The sequence below is a fragment of the Zobellia alginiliquefaciens genome (assembly GCF_029323795.1).
Classification (GTDB): Bacteria; Bacteroidota; Bacteroidia; order Flavobacteriales; family Flavobacteriaceae; genus Zobellia; species Zobellia alginiliquefaciens.
The window spans coordinates 3,865,614-3,881,414 of record NZ_CP119758.1 but is presented as its reverse complement, the minus strand read 5'-3'; the positions used below and the strand labels follow the sequence as shown (position 1 = coordinate 3,881,414).

Genomic DNA, 15,801 nt, shown 5'->3' with positions numbered 1-15,801 from the left:
GACAATGTTTTATTTTTACCGCATCAATTTAAAACCAAAATATGCTCAATAAGTATTTGGCCTTTTGTTTCGTTTGTTTAATCGCTGCTTGTAAGACCAAGGAACAAACCACACAGACCATTAAAAATGAAATAACGGCCCCAACATTTACAACAGACTTTACATTAGCCTTTGGTTCTTGTAACAAACAAAACGAAACCAATTCGCTCTGGGACGATATTCTAAAATCCCAACCGGATGTTTGGGTTTGGGGCGGTGACAATATCTATGCCGATACCGGCAACATGAAGCGGCTAAGAAATATGTACGCACAACAAAATGCAATTGAAGGTTATAAAAAACTAAAGAACCAAGTACCTGTAATTGGTACGTGGGACGATCATGATTATGGCCTGAACGACGGCGGTGTAGAATTTGATAAAAAGAAGGAGAGCCAACAAGAGTTTTTAGATTTTATGGGGGTAGATAAAAATGACCCTAGGAGAAAACAAGAAGGCGTGTACGCTTCTCACACTTACAACACTCCCAACGGAAGCATTAAAGTATTAGTTTTGGACACCCGGTACTTTAGAACGGCCTTGACACCCGATATAGGTAGTACTAAACGCACCAAGCCCAACGAATACGGAGAAGGTACCGTTTTAGGTGAAACCCAATGGAATTGGCTAGCAACGGAACTAAACAGTTCAAAAGCAGATTTTAATATTTTGATCAGTAGTATTCAAATACTATCCAATGAACATGGTTTTGAAACTTGGGGCAACTTTCCGCATGAAGTAGATAGACTTGAAAAACTGATACTTGATTCTAATGCAGAAGGTGTAATTCTTTTATCAGGTGACCGACATATCTCCGAATTCTCAAAAACCGAGATATCAGGATTAACATATCCTATAATTGATTTTACAAGCAGCGGATTAACACATACCTATACCAAATTCAGTGGCGAACCTAATCCTTTTAGGGTTGGAGAAGTAGTTTCAACCAAAAGCTTTGGACTAATTAAATTCAATTTTAAAACTAAAGAGACGCAAATGCAAATGATGGGTAATGATTTAAAAGTTCTAGGAGAGTTACATCAAACCTATTAAAACTTGCCGATTGTTGAATAAAGCGTATTTTTGCAAAAAATTTTTACAATGACAACGAACAGAACATTTACGATGATCAAACCGGATGCGGTTGAAAACGGCCACATTGGTGCCATTCTGGAAAAAATAACTTCCGCAGGTTTCAAAATCGTAGCCATGAAGTATACACAATTGAGCACAAGAGATGCACAAGAGTTCTACGCCGTTCACAGTGAGCGTCCATTTTACGGAGAATTGGTAGAGTTTATGAGCCGTGGTCCTATTGTTGCCGCTATTTTAGAAAAAGACAATGCAGTTGAAGATTTTCGCGCATTGATCGGGGCTACAAACCCAGCTGAAGCAGCAGAAGGTACTATTAGAAAATTATTTGCTTCCAATATTGCAGAAAATGCGGTTCACGGATCAGATAGTGATGAAAATGCAGCTATAGAAGGTTCTTTCCACTTTGCTGGAAGAGAAATTTTCTAAGAATATTATAACTTTTATATAAAGCCTGTAGGTTTCTAGTTCCTGAAATCTACAGGCTTTTATCTTAATACCAGTTTTGTAACAAGCTCCTTACCCAAATCTTCATTGAGCATTCTAATAATTTTTGATTTGCCAAGACTCAGCTCCTCTCTAAGTACGGAAGACGATAACGCTACAAAAAGCGTATCTCCCCTAAGTTCAATATCCGTGGTGTAGTTATTTACACCGTTCCCCATTAGATTACGCCAGGCTTCCCGCGCATCTACCTTATCCATTCCTTTTTGCAGCCTATTCTCCTTGATGAATTCATTCAAGGCTTGACTCATATTCAAGTTCTCATTTCTTCTCTTTGCCATTTTATTGAATTGAAATAGGTTCAAATCTTTTGTAATCATACCGAATACCTTCTGCATTCTTTACCGAAAACGAAGTATCGTCCAGCTCAATTAGTTGCTCTGACCATTCACTAAGCTCAGTCTTATAGTCTATAGAAAAAGATTGTTCTTTTTGGGTGATCACAAATGCCTCGGCATCATCAGATGTTTCATACGTGCCGTTTAGCCTTGGTTGCATCTTTTTTCGGAAACCTTCCTCTCCATCTATGGAAATATAATCAACACTGGTATTTACGTTGTATTCTTTAACATTTCCATCGGGCAAAGTTACTTTTGTAATTTCCCAGTAGCCACCCAACTTACTTAAATCTTCCTTTGAAATACCCGAAGAACATCCCAAAACCAGGCCTACAAATCCTATTAAAACATATTTATTCATCCTTCTCAAAAATCTAGTCCTTATAATTTGAACAGTTTATACGTTTGATGGATCTGTTTTACAACCTCTTCCGTACGTTCCGCATGTGTATCACTAATGAAAATCTGTCCAAAATTCTCATTGTTCACCAAAGCTACAATATGTGACACTCGATGTTCGTCTAATTTATCAAAAATATCATCCAGTAATAAAATAGGTGTTGTTTTAGATCGGGCCTTTATAAACTGAAATTGGGCAAATTTTAGGGCGATCAAAAATGATTTCTGTTGCCCTTGGCTCCCAAATTTTTTTATAGGATGTCCCGAAATTTCAAACCCCAAATCATCTTTATGTATCCCAACCGATGTATACTGCAAGGCTTTATCCTTTTCAACGGACTTTTCCAAAAGACTCAATAAGTCTTCATTTAGCAATTTACTTTCATAACGCAATGCAACTTCTTCATGCCCTCCAGAAATGGCAATATATTGTTCTTTAAAAATAGGAATGAAATCCTCTAGAAAAGCAACGCGCTTATCAAAAATCTTGGTCCCATAATCATTCAATTGCTCATTGTACACCGCAAGGGTATCTTTATTAAAGGTATGGTTGGCCGCAAAATATTTTAAAAGCGAATTTCTTTGTGCCAACACCTTATTATACTTTATAAGGTCTTGGAGGTACTCTTTATCGGATTGGGAAATGACTCCGTCTATAAACTTCCGTCTTGTATCACTCCCCTCAATAATAAGGTCTCGGTCTGCCGGAGAAATTATCACCAATGGCAGTAAACCTATATGATCGGACAATCGATCATACGTCTTGCCATTACGCTTAATAATTTTTTTGGCTCCCCTTTTTAAGCTGCAGACCACTTTCTCTTCTCGTTCATCTTTTTGAAACTCGCCCTCGATCACAAAAAAGTCTTCATCGTGCTTTATGTTTTGTGTAGAAACCGGGTTAAAATAACTCTTACCAAAGGAAAGATGGTATACGGCATCCAACACATTGGTCTTCCCTACTCCGTTCGGCCCCACCATGCAATTGATTTTTTTATCAAGCTCTAAATCCTTTGAATCAAAATTTTTGTAATTAATAAGGGATAATTTCTTTAAAAACATGCGCTATAAATCCAGTTTTGACGGTACTTGGTTCACAAACCTCAAAAATAACGAATAAATACCTGTTCGGTTTTGGATAAAACCTTTATTTTTGCGCGACCAATAAAATTAGAAAATGGCAACATACAAGAAGCGGGGATTTAAACCAAAAGATAAGGTTGAAGAGCAAGAGTTTACAGAACAAGAAAGCGCGACTGCGGAAGTCTTTAGTACGTTAGACGAAAGTGCTTCAAAAACCGAAGCTTGGGTAGCCAGTAACCAGAACTATATTCTGGGTATCATTGGCGTTATTGCTGTTGGCGTACTTGGGTATTTAGCTTACGCCCAGTTTGTAGAGAAGCCTAAAGAGGCCAGTGCTGCAAATGAAATGTATTACCCACAGCAATATTTTGATCAAGCCCTTAACAGTCCAACGGCAAAAGATTCTTTATACAATCTTGCTTTGAACGGTGCTGAAGGAAAATATGGCTTTCTAGATATTATAGAAGAGTACAGTGGCACCAAGGCAGCTAACCTAGCGAATTACTCTGCTGGTATGGCCTTTTTGAACATGCAAAAATACCAGGAAGCCATTTCCCATCTTGAAGACTTCAGCTCTGAAGATGATATCCTTGGCGCTTTGGCAAAAGGTGGCCTTGGCGATGCTTTTATGCAATTAGGACAACCGGAAGACGCTTTAGGGTACTATGATAAAGCTATATCCCATAGCAACAACAACTACACAGCTCCTAAATTTTTGTACAAAGCTGGTGTTACAGCTTTAGAGTTGAACCAAAACGACAAAGCGCTAACTTATTTTCAAAAAATTAAAGACGAGTATTCATCTTCGGATGAAGCACGTTCTATAGATGCTTTTATAGGAATGGCTAAAACCTCCAATTAATGGCTACGGCAAATAAAAATTTATCAGTTTACGATAAGACAAAAATCCCAAATGCGAAAGACCTTCGGTTTGGGATTGTTGTTTCTGAGTGGAATACAGAAATTACGGAAGGACTATATTCCGGAGCTATTGAAACGCTTCTAGATTGTGGTGCACTGGAGTCCAATATCCTCCGCTGGGATGTTCCAGGGAGTTTTGAACTAACTTTTGGATGCAAAAAAATGGCAAACACACAAAATGTTGATGCCGTTATAGCTATTGGAAACGTTATTCAAGGTGAGACCAAGCATTTTGATTTTGTTTGTAGTGCTACGGCACAAGGCATCAAAGACTTGAACGTGCTATTGGATACCCCCGTTATTTTTTGCGTATTAACGGACAATAACATTGAACAGTCTAGAGAACGTAGTGGCGGTAAACATGGTAACAAAGGTACCGAAGCTGCAATCGCTGCTATTCAAATGGCTGTTTTAGGTAAATAATCACCTTACATCTGCTTTTAAAATCTTGCTTTTCCGGCATGGTATGCTTTAAAGTATTCATGCTTAAAATCTGCCTATCAGGACTTACAACCTCTCATTTTGTGGTCTGTTAACAAATTTTGGCAGCGGTAGCGCAGCATATTTTTCGATTTTAAGTAACTTTGACGTTCATGGGAATGCTAAGTAAATTTACACGCTTAAAGCGAAGCAAGAAGTTTGAATACAATCCTCGTTATTATGACGATAAGGGCAAGGGCAGTCCGTTTAAAATTGAACCAAAATTCGACCAATACAGAACTACGCTTAACCCATCAAGGGGTCTAAAGAATAAGTTTGGTAGTGCAATGTCAGATATAAAAAGGAAAGGCGATACCAATCTAAAAATACGGATGGGCGTCATTCTAGCCATTTTAGTTCTTATAGTCCTTTACATAATCGATTTTGACCTCTCTATATTCTTACCAAAATAATGGCAGATATTATAAAACTTTTACCGGACCATGTTGCGAATCAAATTGCAGCTGGTGAAGTGGTACAACGTCCTGCCTCAGTGGTTAAAGAGTTACTTGAGAACGCTATTGATGCCGGCGCCAACACTATAAAACTGATTATTAAGGACGGAGGTAAAATTCTCATTCAGGTCGTTGATGACGGTCTGGGTATGACCGCTACCGATGCTCGTTTGAGTTTTGAACGTCATGCCACTTCAAAAATTAAAAAAGCGGAAGACCTTTTCAATTTAAATACAAAAGGTTTTAGAGGCGAGGCTTTGGCATCAATTGCGGCAATAGCCCATGTGGAGATGCAAACCAAGCCCGAGAACGAAGAACTGGGTACACACCTAAAAATAGAAGGCAGTAAAGTCACATTTCAGGAAGCTACTGTAACGCCAAAGGGGACTTCCATGGCCGTTAAGAACCTGTTTTTTAATATTCCCGCAAGGCGAAATTTTCTAAAAAGTAATCAAGTTGAGCTGCGCCATATTACAGATGAATTCCATCGGGTTGCATTAGCGCACCCAACCATAGCATTTCATTTTTATAATAACGGAAACGAACTTTTTAACCTTCCGTCCGATAATTACCGGAAACGTATTGTCAATATTTTTGGAACCCGAACCAATCAAAAACTGGTTCCCGTAGAAGAAGAAACTCCAATAGTTAAGATAAGCGGCTTTATCACCAAGCCCGAATTTGCAAAGAAGAGTCGCGGTGAGCAGTTTTTCTTTATCAATAATAGGTTTATAAAAAGCCCCTATCTACATCATGCCGTAGTCGCAGCTTTTGAAGGGCTCATAAAATCAGATAGCTACCCTGGCTATTTCCTTTATCTGGAAGTGGACCCTGGTTCTATAGACATCAATATACACCCAACTAAAACCGAGGTGAAATTTGATGACGAGCATAGTTTGTACGCCATTTTAAGGTCTACGGTAAAGCACAGCTTAGGACAGTTTAACGTTGCCCCTGCTTTAGATTTTGAACACGACCCTAATTTACAGACGCCTTATGATTTTAAAAATAAGTCCGTTGTACAACCCAAGGTTTCGGTAGATGCCGCGTTTAATCCTTTTCAGGAAGCTAAAAGCACACCTTCCGCACCTCGTAATTCTAGTTATAAAAAACAGGAAACGAAAAGCTGGGAAAGTTTGTATGTTGGTTTGGAGTCAAAAATGGGTGCCGAAGATGATTTGGGCAGTATCAGCTTTGAATCTGACACAATTACAGGTTCTATTTTTGAAGGTGAAAAAGAAACTACGGAACCTGTTACGACTACTTTTCAAATTAGAAGAAAATATATTGTTACAACTATAAAATCGGGCATGGTGGTTATAGACCAAAGCCGTGCTCACCAAAGGGTTCTTTATGAAAAATTCTTAAAGAATAGCACTGTAAAACAAGCAGTTAGCCAACAATTACTATTCCCATTGCATCTCACATTTTCAAAGTCAGAAATTAATGCACTTCAGGAAATTGAAGATATTCTAGTTTCCATTGGTTTTATATTCGACAAGATTGAAGGAGAATCTATTACGGTAACCGGAGTACCTTTATTGGTGGCAGAAAGCGAAGTTGGCATGATATTAGACCAATTGATTTCTGATTACCAACAAGAACTAACGGACGAAAGTTTTTCTCATACAGATATCCTTTCTAAAACTTTAGCAAAAACATTGGCGGTCAAGACAGGAGAAACACTGGACAATGCTTCTCAAATTGCCCTTGTAAACGACTTGTTCGCTTGTAAGGAATCTATGGTGAGTCCGTTTAATAAACCGGTATACATCACCATTACCGAAAATGACATTGACAAAAAATTTATTTAGATGGGAAGATTGACCGACGCCATAAAACACCTGCTCATAATCAACATTTTGTTTTTTGTGGCTACTTCTATGTATGGCGACCAAATGTATCAATGGTTTTCACTTTGGTTTCCAAAGAATGAAAATTTCACATTTTACCAGATAGTTACCCATATGTTCATGCATGGAGGCTTTATGCATATTGCTTTCAACATGTATGCGTTATGGGCTTTTGGCACTCCCCTTGAACAGCTTTGGGGTCGGAATAAGTTTTTCTTTTTTTATTTTTCAGCAGGTCTAGGCTCTGCATTAATTCATACCGGGGTTAATTATTTTTATTTTAACGAAGGTATGCAGGCATTGGTCAGTAGCGGCATGACCGAAAGTAATGTACTAGAAATCATATCTTCCGGTCAATACAGTCCAGATTGGTATAATGTTGCCTCAAAAAGCACAATAGACAATTTTTTATCAGCATATAACACCCCAGCAGTAGGTGCGTCAGGAGCAATTTATGGAATTTTGGTTGCCTTTGGAATGATGTTCCCAAATAGCGAACTTTTCTTGATGTTCATTCCCGTTCCTGTAAAAGCAAAGTATTTTATACCTGTTTTAATAGGGTTGGATTTGTTTTCAGGGGTAACAGGGTACAGTCTTTTTGGTCAAGGCATTGCTCATTTTGCCCATATTGGAGGCGCTCTTTTCGGCTTCTTGATGATGTGGTATTGGAAGAAAAATCAGTTTAACAATAACCGCTGGGATTAATATGACAAATGGAGACTTAAGATATCAATATGCACGGTTGAGCGTTTCTGAAAAGCTCATAGCCATTAACGTTCTTGTTTTTATCGTTATGGGTCTTATTACAGCGCTTATAAGCCCAAGCGTTGAAAATTGGTTCGCCCTGCCCAAGGATTTTTTCGATTTTCTAATGCAACCTTGGTCTATTGTGACCTATTCGTTCTTGCACGGAGGTATTTTTCATATTCTCTGGAACATGTACGTACTCTACGTAGCGGGACGTATTTTACTCAACCTTTTTGACGGTAGGCGCTTCTTGAACATTTACTTTTTAGGAGTCATTCTAGGCGGCCTTTTATTCCTTTTAAGCTACAATATTTTCCCCTCGCTTATTGGTGTTAATGCCTCACTCATAGGAGCGTCGGCAGGAGTTATGGCCGTACTTATTTTTGTGTGCACCTATATTCCCAATCAAGAAGTACGTCTTTTTATTTTTAACGTAAAACTTTGGCAAATAGGTCTTTTTGTGGTACTAATGGATTTAGTTCAAATTCCTATGGGCGGTAATGTTGGTGGGCGGATAGCCCATTTAGGAGGTGCACTTTTAGGCTATATGTATGCAAGACAATTATTCAATGGAAGGGATATAGGAGAAGGATTTTCAAACTTTATCGATGCCATAGCCAACCTTTTCAAAAAGAGCGAAAAGAAAGCGCCCATGAAAACGGTTTACAAAAACAAACAGGCTACCGCATCTAAACGGGCGGCCAATCACGACAAAGAAACTCACCAGAAAAAAATTGATGCTATTTTAGATAAAATCAGCAAATCTGGATATGAAAGTCTTTCTAAAGCTGAAAAGGATTTTCTATTCAAGGCTGGCAAGGAAGACTAATATATGAGAGGGCTTTCGATTTTTAATAAAATTCTCTTTTTTATAAATATCATTGTTGCAGCTATACTTTTGGTTGCCTGCGCAGTGCCCTACCTTTCCTTAGAAATTTTTCCGTTTTTGTCTATTTTAAGTTTAGGTGTTCCCGCTCTGGTCGTTGCCAACACTATTTTTTTTCTATATTGGTTGCTAGGTCTCAAAAAGCAAGCCTTCACCTCTTTGTTTGTTCTTGTCTTTGGCTATTTTGTACTGGGTACTTTTGTTAAACTCTCTCCTAAATCTATTGATTTTAAAGAGGATGAACTAAAAGTAATGACGTTTAATGTACGAGGTTTCAATAAGTACAATTTTTTAGATAACGATAGCATTCCCCAAGAAATAAAGAACTTGGTACGGCAGGAAAGTCCTGATATTATTTCCTTTCAAGAGGTGGGTTATGATATGGAGGAAAATTATTTAGATTATCCGTATCATCATCTAGAGCGTATATATTCAGGCGAAAAGGTACACATGGGTATCTTTTCAAAATATCCGATTGTTAAGGCAGAAATCATAAATTTTCCCAACAGCATCAATAACGGGTCTTATGCGGATATTCTTTATAAAGGCGATACACTACGCCTCTACAACTTACACATGCAATCCCTTGGCATTACTCCCGGAACCGGAGTTTTGCGCTCACAGTCCTCAGAGAGGCTTTTGAGGCGTATGACCAGTAAATTTAAAAAACAACAGCAGCAAGCCCAGATTATAGCCGAGCATAAGGTAAAAAGCCCATACAAAACTTTAGTTTGCGGCGATTTTAACAACACTCAATTTTCATCTGTATATCATACCATTAAGGGCGATATGCAAGATACTTTTATTGAAAAAGGTTCTGGCTACGGACGTACTTACAACTTCTTAAAAATTCCTATCCGTATTGATTTCATTATGGCCGATGATAATTTTGAAGTAATGGCCCACAAGAATTATGACCAAAAATTATCGGACCATTTTCCGGTCATGGCCTCATTTCGACTGAAACATTAGCCAGCAATCGGTGATATCCGCCACAATATGAATTATTAAGGCCAACCCGTAAATTCTCGTTTTCTTAAAAAACAACAATCCAACATAAATGGCAATGGCCCAATAGCTATGTAAGGGGTGAAAACCGACACTACAGCGGTCTGGAGCAAAAATAGGAGTGGCCAACAGATGGTCTACATCAATTACAATACCAGCCAAAAGTATCACTATTGCTTTTGCTCGATACTCTTTATAGAAATACCAACCAATAACTATTGGCACTATAAAGTGGATGCCGTAGTGAACCAAGAACCTAAGCATCCAAAAAGCTTAATTTTTGATTTTTCAAATAGCTCAGCGCATTGGTTCCCTCGTTAAAAAGTACATCTAGAATACTAGCATTGGGGACAAAATCATTCCTGTCAGAAAAAACCTGAGTATATTCTTCCTGATTAAAGTTCAATTTGTTTTTTGCATCAACTAGAAAGCGACCATCAAAAAGATGTTCAGGTTTTGTTTCGTAAACCGTTGTTCTATCCTTTGGCATATCCATCTGAAGACAATCACAAATAGTTTCTATGGTCAGCAGGTTAAAATCCATCAGAAATTTATACTCCTTTTCATAAAGTGGTGCAATTTCATCCTCATAAAACTCAAAAAAAGGAGACGTTCTATACGCTGTTTGCATAGACCGCCAATGTTGACGTTGCCAATGATAGGCATTCTCCAATTTAACATCCCTATATTTTTGTTTGCCTTGCCCCTTGCCAATATGTTGAATAGGGATACTCAACATTTGTTTACCCAAATCATTACAGATATAGGCGCGGTTACGGTAGGTCTGTTTCTGAAAATTATCTTGAACCTCCCAGCAAACATCATGTTGAGCTATGGTAGAAAATGTGGCAACATCCGGAATATACGCTGGGCTTAAAAGAATCGTCAATGCTATTGTGTTTTTAAATCTGTTATTTTAGAATACCTGGGGAATATATTTCAGCAAAATACGAACCCCGACCACAAAAACCAATAGGGCCGTGACCCTTTTAATTCCTTTAGGCGTCAATCTTTTTAAACTGATCCGTATTCCCAATTGCCCTCCTACCAAAACGGAGACCACAAGCGCCAATGTTTCTTTCCAAGGTAACTCTAACATACCTCCTTGAACCAGTCCCGCTAGGCCCGAAATAGAATTCACCAATATAAAAAAACTGGCTAATGCGGCAATTTTAATCGATTTATCCCATTTAAGGTGATTTAAAATAGGTGCCAAAAAAATACCTCCTCCAATACCGACAAGTCCCGACAAAAGTCCTATTCCACCTCCTAAAACATAGGTCAAAAACTTAGGGTAATTGGCTGTCTTTTCAGAAGTTTCCCTCTTAGAAAAAGTCTGTGATGCCAAAAAAATGGCAGAAGTAACCAGTGAAAAGCCCAATAAAAGAAAGAAAACATGCTCTTCTAACCGAAAAGAAGCACCAATGAATGCCAACGGAATACTGGTTAGCACAAAAGGCAAAAAATCTTTTAGTTTAGCGTGACCATTTTTAAAATATAGATACGTACTACCCGATACCACCACCAAATTACAAATTAAGGCAATAGATCTAATGGCAAAAAAACCTCCTAAGAAAAGTGTTAATAAAGCTAAATAACTAGATCCACCACCAAATCCAACCGAAGAATACAAAGTAGCTACAATAAAAAAACCCACGCACAGGAGCACTAGGTTTTCAGTACTTAACAACATATTTAGAAATTTCGTTCATTCCTCCTTCAACATTGATCAAATTGGCATTAGCATAAACACCTTCCAAAAATTCAACGCCCTTACGACTCCTCACTCCTGACTGGCAAACCACATAAACCGGTACTTTAAATGAAATTTCATTGTGTCTTTCATTCAGTTCGGATAATGGAATATTCTTTGCAAACGACAAGTGGTTTCTCTCAAACTCCGTTGGCGTACGGACGTCAATAAGTTGCACCTCGTCTTTTTCAATAATCTTATGAAAAGTTTCCGAAGAAATAGAACTTACTGGTACTTCGCAATCAAAATCGTAACTATCTTGAAGTGTTTTTATATTCAAGTTATCTGGATTCACCGCAAAGCGGATTTTCTGAAAATTATTTGATAACCCATCACAAAGTAGCAATTTACCTGATAAGGTCTCCCCTATTCCCGTAATCATTTTCACCACCTCTAAAGCTTGAAAGTTACCAATGATTCCGGGTACAATACCCAAAACGCCATTTTCGTTGCAATTAGGCACCTCATCCGCTTTTGGCATTTCAGGAAAAAGACAACGATAGGTAGGTCCTCCTTCAAAATTAAAAACGCTAACTTGCCCCTCAAAACTATGCAATGCCCCATAAACAAAGGGCTTATTTAAAATCACACAGGAGTCGTTCACTAAATATCTTGTAGGGAAATTATCGGATGCATCAACCACCAGGTCGTAATGGGTAATAATTTCGAGTGCATTTTCACGTGTTAAAAACGTTTCGAGGGCAATGATTTCCGTCTCCGAGTTCTGCTCCTTTAATTTTTGAACTGCGACCGTAACTTTAGAGCTATTGACATCCTTTTCGGAATACAAAACCTGGCGGTGCAAGTTGGATAACGAAACCACATCATTATCTACAATACCCAAAGTTCCCACACCCATGGCGTTCAAATAGGTCAACACAGGAACTCCAAGTCCGCCAGCCCCAACAACCAAAACCTTGGCCGCTTGCAGCTTCAATTGGGCATCCATGCCAAATTCTTTGAGAATCGTCTGTCGGTCGTAGCGCTCAGTGTTCATTCCACTGCTAATTTCACGATGGCTTCCTTATACTCTTCCTCAGAATTGGCATTTAGAAGTACATTAGGGTTATCAGGAAAAACCAATTTTACATCACTATTAATTAAATATTTTCTTGGGCAAGTTCCATTACCACTTGCTAAATAAGCGATACTTTCTTCAAAGGCCTTGGGTTCCCAAATAGCACAAAGTGGCTCCGGTAACGGGTCTTCTTTTTGAGCAAAAGAAGTAGCTATTTTATTGGGGTCGCGAGCCGCAATCAACTCTTGCAAGGCCAGAAGGTCAATTAAAGGAAGGTCACAAGCCAAGACCAGCCATGCAGCATCAGGATGCTGATGGTGTGCGGATAACAGTCCATTATATGGCCCTTTATAAGTATTTTCATCTATAACAACCTCAATATCATCCTTTAACTCACTCTGTTGTTCCGGTCTGATACTCATAAAGGTTTTCTCACAAACCCTACCCAACAAATTATATAGATAGTCGCGCTGTGGCATTCCGTGATAAGGTATCAACCCTTTGTCTTTTCCCATTCGGGTACTTTTTCCACCAGCAAGCACCAAACCGTATATTTTAGGACCTATAATCATTCTTTCCCCCTGTTTTTTGTTTCAATTGAACATCAGTGATCTTAATATCATGAGAAAGTGCCTTGCACATATCATAAATAGTTAACGCACTTACAGAAACCCCGGTCAAAGCCTCCATTTCAACCCCTGTTTTTTCCGTACATTTTACCGTACAGTCAATTTCCAAAGATTGCCCGTTTGGCACAATATCTATCTGAACCTTTGACAAGTTAATTTGATGACAAAGCGGAATTAACTCAGATGTTTTTTTGACCGCCTGAATACCCGCAATAACCGCTGTCTGGATTATGCTTCCCTTCTTTCCTAAAAAATCCTGTCCTGCCAGAGTATCAAAAACCTCTTTAGGGAATTCTACCCTACCCGAAGCCATGGCCATTCTAGCCGTTACTTTTTTCTCGGATACGTCTACCATTGCCGCGTTACCCGAGGCATCAATATGTGAGAGTTTTTTTTTCATAAACCTATCCTCCTATTGAAGTCATTGAATTGGCGAAAACGCCTTTGTATTTCTCCTGTGCCTCAAAACCTGTTTTAGAACGGCTTCCTATCGCTTTTAAAATACTCTCCTTAATTTTTTCTTCCGAACCTTCACTTCTGAAAATATCACGAATATTCATACTAGGTTGGGCATAGAGACAAGTAATAACATCTCCCGTAGCAGAAACCCGTAAACGATTACAGGAACCACAAAACGTTCTACTAAATGAAGGAATTACACCAAAAGAACCTTTATAACCAGGTATTTTATAATTAATGGAGGTAGACGTTTTAGGGGACGGCAACTCATAATAATCAGGATGCGCCTCTTTTACATAACTTAATATACGCTTATAGTCCCACGCAATGCTTTCAAACTTCTTACTGCCTCCATTAAATGGCATTTCTTCCAAAAAGCGGACAGATACCTCATAGTGTTTGGTAAGTTCCAGCATAGGTAGAATATCTTCCGTATTCTGACCTTCCAATGCGATAAAATTGATGCGCACATTAAAACCTTCGGTAATTAACCTAATGATATTGTTATGTACTGTATCATACTGGTTACGGCGAGTGATTTTCTCAAAAGTTTCCTTATTAATGGCATCCATACTCACATTGATGTTCTTAATACCCAACTCTTTGAGTTCATCAATATATGGCCCGATCAGCGTAGCATTTGTAGTTACGGAGATATCGTTCAATCCTTCCATTTGAGACAGGTTGCGCATAAGCACCATCAAATCTTTACGCACAAAAGGTTCCCCTCCCGTAATACGTATTTTGTCCACACCCTGCGCTACTAAAATTTCGCTTAAACTAGAGAGCTCATCTATTGTAAAAAGCTTATCGTTTTTAGCAAAGTTTATTCCCTCTGCAGGCATACAATAATTACAACGTAGGTTGCAACGATCGGTAACCGCTAAGCGAACATAATTAATAGTTCTATTGTGATTATCTATCAGCATATATTGTTCCTTCTCATTTCATTTTCGGTAACTGCAATGCGTTACATCTATTACTTTTAATATTAAAAGTATAAACTACCCGCCACTAACGGGAGGGATTACAGCAACTTCGTCTCCTCTATTTAAATTCATGGCATCTTCTGCATACTCACTATTTACCGCTATCGCTAAAGAAGAAAGCTTCCCGAAATCCGGAAAGCTGTTTTTTAATTTCTGTTTCAACTCCAAAACAGATTTAGGCATTTCATCATTCTCCTCAAAACGAAAGGATGACCTACCTACTATATCTTTGGCAATACCAAATAACAAGACCTCCATATTCAAATAAAATTTTGAAGATACAAGGTACTATAAAAAATAGGAAATCTTAAGGTTTTAAGATGACTTTTGCATTTCCCGGGACGGCATAAAACGCATCAGGTTGTGAGCCTTCATGAAGTGAACTATTTTCAAAAACAACGGTTTTTTTAGGCTCTTTTATTGTTTTTCCATCATTTACATGCCAAGTGATGGATTTAGGTAATTTAACCCCATCAACATCTTCCCAATCATTATAACGAATAAAGCTCAATTTGTCTGATTTTTCATCTGTTCCAAAGGTAAAGGTATATGCCAACCAAGCCATTTCGTGCGATTCTGAATCATAGTACAAATAATAATCATCTTTAGAGGAAGCCCCTACCCCATCATTATAGGATATATGAATGCCCGGGTAGTTTTTACCCTCATACTCCAGGTCTTTTGCAACTTCATATTTTATACCGGGATCTGCCAAAACAAAAGGCATGGCATAAAAATAAAACATAAGATTATGATACAGCGCCGCATTCCCTTTATAGGCTTTTTGCTCATCCAACAACCAAGCATCTTTACCGTTAAAACCTAATGTAACCGGAGGAATCTCAATTTTATCCTTTCTGCTATACAAGTCTACCGTATGCGTTTCGTTTCCGCTAGGCTTAACGATTTCAAAAGTTAAAGTACGTTTGCTCTTAAAGTTTTTAAGGCCTCCGTGAGCATCAAAAACTTCAATCAATGCCTCCGGATAATTATTATCCTGTGCTCTCGTAATTTCAGTTTCCGCTTCAACCGGTTCAACATTATCTTTCTTAGTCGCCTCTTTACAGCTTAGTAAAGTTAGAATGACAAGTGTACTAACAATGATCTTCATGTCTTTATTTTTAGTTTTAGGGAAATAGGTCGCACAAT

General features: G+C 38.3%; 21 protein-coding genes. 9 read left to right on the top strand and 12 right to left on the bottom strand.

Annotated features, from left to right (window positions below; translation table 11 throughout):
* Positions 1 to 41: 41 nt before the first annotated feature.
* Both P0077_RS16025 and P0077_RS16020 read left to right on the top strand, forming a co-directional pair.
* Complete coding sequence (locus tag P0077_RS16025) at positions 42 to 1,091, top strand: alkaline phosphatase D family protein (RefSeq protein WP_276166219.1); 1,050 nt, start codon at positions 42 to 44, stop codon at positions 1,089 to 1,091.
* A 48-nt stretch (positions 1,092 to 1,139) separates the two neighbouring features.
* Entirely contained in the window at positions 1,140 to 1,559 is a 420-nt protein-coding gene (locus P0077_RS16020) for a nucleoside-diphosphate kinase (RefSeq protein WP_194526795.1), read from the top strand.
* 59 nt (positions 1,560 to 1,618) lie between these two features.
* Here P0077_RS16020 and P0077_RS16015 read toward each other — a convergent pair whose 3' ends face one another.
* Genes P0077_RS16015 through recF form a run of 3 tightly spaced genes read right to left on the bottom strand, consistent with a single transcriptional unit; the run spans position 1,619 to position 3,433 of the window.
* The gene (locus tag P0077_RS16015) at positions 1,619 to 1,915 is read right to left on the bottom strand and encodes a DciA family protein (protein ID WP_276166218.1); all 297 of its coding nucleotides are present in this window, start codon (positions 1,913 to 1,915) and stop codon (positions 1,619 to 1,621) included.
* Position 1,916: 1 nt separating this feature from the next.
* The gene (locus P0077_RS16010) at positions 1,917 to 2,333 is read right to left on the bottom strand and encodes a hypothetical protein (protein WP_276166217.1); all 417 of its coding nucleotides are present in this window, start codon (positions 2,331 to 2,333) and stop codon (positions 1,917 to 1,919) included.
* Between the two features lie 20 nt (positions 2,334 to 2,353).
* Entirely contained in the window at positions 2,354 to 3,433 is a 1,080-nt protein-coding gene (gene recF / locus P0077_RS16005) for a DNA replication/repair protein RecF (RefSeq protein WP_276166216.1), read from the bottom strand.
* 115 nt (positions 3,434 to 3,548) lie between these two features.
* Between recF and P0077_RS16000 the strand changes: the two genes are divergently transcribed.
* The 7 genes from P0077_RS16000 to P0077_RS15970 all read left to right on the top strand — a co-directional run bounded on the left by P0077_RS16000 (position 3,549) and on the right by P0077_RS15970 (position 9,768).
* Positions 3,549 to 4,316, top strand: coding sequence for a tetratricopeptide repeat protein (locus P0077_RS16000; protein WP_276166215.1), 768 nt, complete (start codon positions 3,549 to 3,551; stop codon positions 4,314 to 4,316).
* On the top strand, positions 4,316 to 4,798 hold the full coding sequence (ribH, locus tag P0077_RS15995; protein WP_276166214.1) for a 6,7-dimethyl-8-ribityllumazine synthase: 483 nt from the start codon (positions 4,316 to 4,318) through the stop codon (positions 4,796 to 4,798). Before P0077_RS16000 ends, ribH begins: the two co-directional genes overlap by 1 nt.
* 170 nt (positions 4,799 to 4,968) lie before the next feature.
* Complete coding sequence (locus P0077_RS15990) at positions 4,969 to 5,268, top strand: riboflavin synthase subunit beta (protein WP_276166213.1); 300 nt, start codon at positions 4,969 to 4,971, stop codon at positions 5,266 to 5,268.
* On the top strand, positions 5,268 to 7,124 hold the full coding sequence (mutL, locus tag P0077_RS15985; RefSeq protein WP_276166212.1) for a DNA mismatch repair endonuclease MutL: 1,857 nt from the start codon (positions 5,268 to 5,270) through the stop codon (positions 7,122 to 7,124). The genes P0077_RS15990 and mutL overlap by 1 nt, the downstream gene beginning before the upstream one ends.
* Positions 7,125 to 7,868, top strand: a complete 744-nt coding sequence (locus P0077_RS15980) for a rhomboid family intramembrane serine protease (RefSeq protein WP_276166211.1) — start codon at positions 7,125 to 7,127, stop codon at positions 7,866 to 7,868.
* Between the two features lies 1 nt (position 7,869).
* Positions 7,870 to 8,739: a rhomboid family protein gene (locus P0077_RS15975; protein ID WP_276166210.1), complete on the top strand. Its 870-nt coding sequence runs from the start codon at positions 7,870 to 7,872 to the stop codon at positions 8,737 to 8,739.
* A 3-nt stretch (positions 8,740 to 8,742) separates the two neighbouring features.
* Positions 8,743 to 9,768 (top strand): endonuclease/exonuclease/phosphatase family protein, encoded by a 1,026-nt coding sequence (locus P0077_RS15970; protein WP_276166209.1) that lies wholly within the window; start codon positions 8,743 to 8,745, stop codon positions 9,766 to 9,768.
* On the opposite strand, the gene P0077_RS15965 is transcribed toward P0077_RS15970, so the two are convergent.
* From P0077_RS15965 to P0077_RS15925, 9 genes are all read right to left on the bottom strand, one after another.
* Entirely contained in the window at positions 9,748 to 10,068 is a 321-nt protein-coding gene (locus tag P0077_RS15965; protein ID WP_276166208.1) for a DUF6122 family protein, read from the bottom strand. The genes P0077_RS15970 and P0077_RS15965 overlap by 21 nt on opposite strands.
* Positions 10,061 to 10,693 (bottom strand): WbqC family protein, encoded by a 633-nt coding sequence (locus tag P0077_RS15960; protein WP_276166207.1) that lies wholly within the window; start codon positions 10,691 to 10,693, stop codon positions 10,061 to 10,063. The genes P0077_RS15965 and P0077_RS15960 overlap by 8 nt, the downstream gene beginning before the upstream one ends.
* 27 nt (positions 10,694 to 10,720) lie before the next feature.
* Positions 10,721 to 11,497, bottom strand: coding sequence for a sulfite exporter TauE/SafE family protein (locus P0077_RS15955; protein WP_194530190.1), 777 nt, complete (start codon positions 11,495 to 11,497; stop codon positions 10,721 to 10,723).
* The gene (gene moeB, locus P0077_RS15950; RefSeq protein WP_276166206.1) at positions 11,481 to 12,554 is read right to left on the bottom strand and encodes a HesA/MoeB/ThiF family protein; all 1,074 of its coding nucleotides are present in this window, start codon (positions 12,552 to 12,554) and stop codon (positions 11,481 to 11,483) included. The genes P0077_RS15955 and moeB overlap by 17 nt, the downstream gene beginning before the upstream one ends.
* Complete coding sequence (locus P0077_RS15945) at positions 12,551 to 13,147, bottom strand: NTP transferase domain-containing protein (protein ID WP_276166205.1); 597 nt, start codon at positions 13,145 to 13,147, stop codon at positions 12,551 to 12,553. Before P0077_RS15945 ends, moeB begins: the two co-directional genes overlap by 4 nt.
* The gene (moaC, locus tag P0077_RS15940; RefSeq protein ID WP_276166204.1) at positions 13,131 to 13,604 is read right to left on the bottom strand and encodes a cyclic pyranopterin monophosphate synthase MoaC; all 474 of its coding nucleotides are present in this window, start codon (positions 13,602 to 13,604) and stop codon (positions 13,131 to 13,133) included. The genes P0077_RS15945 and moaC overlap by 17 nt, the downstream gene beginning before the upstream one ends.
* A 4-nt stretch (positions 13,605 to 13,608) precedes the next feature.
* Positions 13,609 to 14,592, bottom strand: coding sequence for a GTP 3',8-cyclase MoaA (gene moaA / locus P0077_RS15935; protein ID WP_276166203.1), 984 nt, complete (start codon positions 14,590 to 14,592; stop codon positions 13,609 to 13,611).
* Positions 14,593 to 14,667: 75 nt separating this feature from the next.
* Complete coding sequence (locus P0077_RS15930; protein ID WP_276166202.1) at positions 14,668 to 14,910, bottom strand: MoaD/ThiS family protein; 243 nt, start codon at positions 14,908 to 14,910, stop codon at positions 14,668 to 14,670.
* Positions 14,911 to 14,959: 49 nt separating this feature from the next.
* Complete coding sequence (locus tag P0077_RS15925) at positions 14,960 to 15,763, bottom strand: DUF6503 family protein (RefSeq protein WP_276166201.1); 804 nt, start codon at positions 15,761 to 15,763, stop codon at positions 14,960 to 14,962.
* Positions 15,764 to 15,801: the final 38 nt, after the last annotated feature.

Coding starts and splice junctions, on each gene's coding strand:
- moaC (WP_276166204.1), bottom strand. CDS start 13,604: ATGAAAAAAAAACTCTCACATATTGATGCCTCGGGTAACGCGGCAATG.
- P0077_RS16015 (WP_276166218.1), bottom strand. CDS start 1,915: ATGGCAAAGAGAAGAAATGAGAACTTGAATATGAGTCAAGCCTTGAAT.
- P0077_RS16010 (WP_276166217.1), bottom strand. CDS start 2,333: ATGAATAAATATGTTTTAATAGGATTTGTAGGCCTGGTTTTGGGATGT.
- P0077_RS16000 (WP_276166215.1), top strand. CDS start 3,549: ATGGCAACATACAAGAAGCGGGGATTTAAACCAAAAGATAAGGTTGAA.
- recF (WP_276166216.1), bottom strand. CDS start 3,433: ATGTTTTTAAAGAAATTATCCCTTATTAATTACAAAAATTTTGATTCA.
- P0077_RS15980 (WP_276166211.1), top strand. CDS start 7,125: ATGGGAAGATTGACCGACGCCATAAAACACCTGCTCATAATCAACATT.
- P0077_RS15955 (WP_194530190.1), bottom strand. CDS start 11,497: ATGTTGTTAAGTACTGAAAACCTAGTGCTCCTGTGCGTGGGTTTTTTT.
- ribH (WP_276166214.1), top strand. CDS start 4,316: ATGGCTACGGCAAATAAAAATTTATCAGTTTACGATAAGACAAAAATC.
- P0077_RS15930 (WP_276166202.1), bottom strand. CDS start 14,910: ATGGAGGTCTTGTTATTTGGTATTGCCAAAGATATAGTAGGTAGGTCA.
- P0077_RS15945 (WP_276166205.1), bottom strand. CDS start 13,147: ATGATTATAGGTCCTAAAATATACGGTTTGGTGCTTGCTGGTGGAAAA.
- P0077_RS15970 (WP_276166209.1), top strand. CDS start 8,743: ATGAGAGGGCTTTCGATTTTTAATAAAATTCTCTTTTTTATAAATATC.
- P0077_RS16025 (WP_276166219.1), top strand. CDS start 42: ATGCTCAATAAGTATTTGGCCTTTTGTTTCGTTTGTTTAATCGCTGCT.
- moaA (WP_276166203.1), bottom strand. CDS start 14,592: ATGCTGATAGATAATCACAATAGAACTATTAATTATGTTCGCTTAGCG.
- moeB (WP_276166206.1), bottom strand. CDS start 12,554: ATGAACACTGAGCGCTACGACCGACAGACGATTCTCAAAGAATTTGGC.
- P0077_RS15990 (WP_276166213.1), top strand. CDS start 4,969: ATGGGAATGCTAAGTAAATTTACACGCTTAAAGCGAAGCAAGAAGTTT.
- P0077_RS15965 (WP_276166208.1), bottom strand. CDS start 10,068: ATGCTTAGGTTCTTGGTTCACTACGGCATCCACTTTATAGTGCCAATA.
- mutL (WP_276166212.1), top strand. CDS start 5,268: ATGGCAGATATTATAAAACTTTTACCGGACCATGTTGCGAATCAAATT.
- P0077_RS15975 (WP_276166210.1), top strand. CDS start 7,870: ATGACAAATGGAGACTTAAGATATCAATATGCACGGTTGAGCGTTTCT.
- P0077_RS16020 (WP_194526795.1), top strand. CDS start 1,140: ATGACAACGAACAGAACATTTACGATGATCAAACCGGATGCGGTTGAA.
- P0077_RS15925 (WP_276166201.1), bottom strand. CDS start 15,763: ATGAAGATCATTGTTAGTACACTTGTCATTCTAACTTTACTAAGCTGT.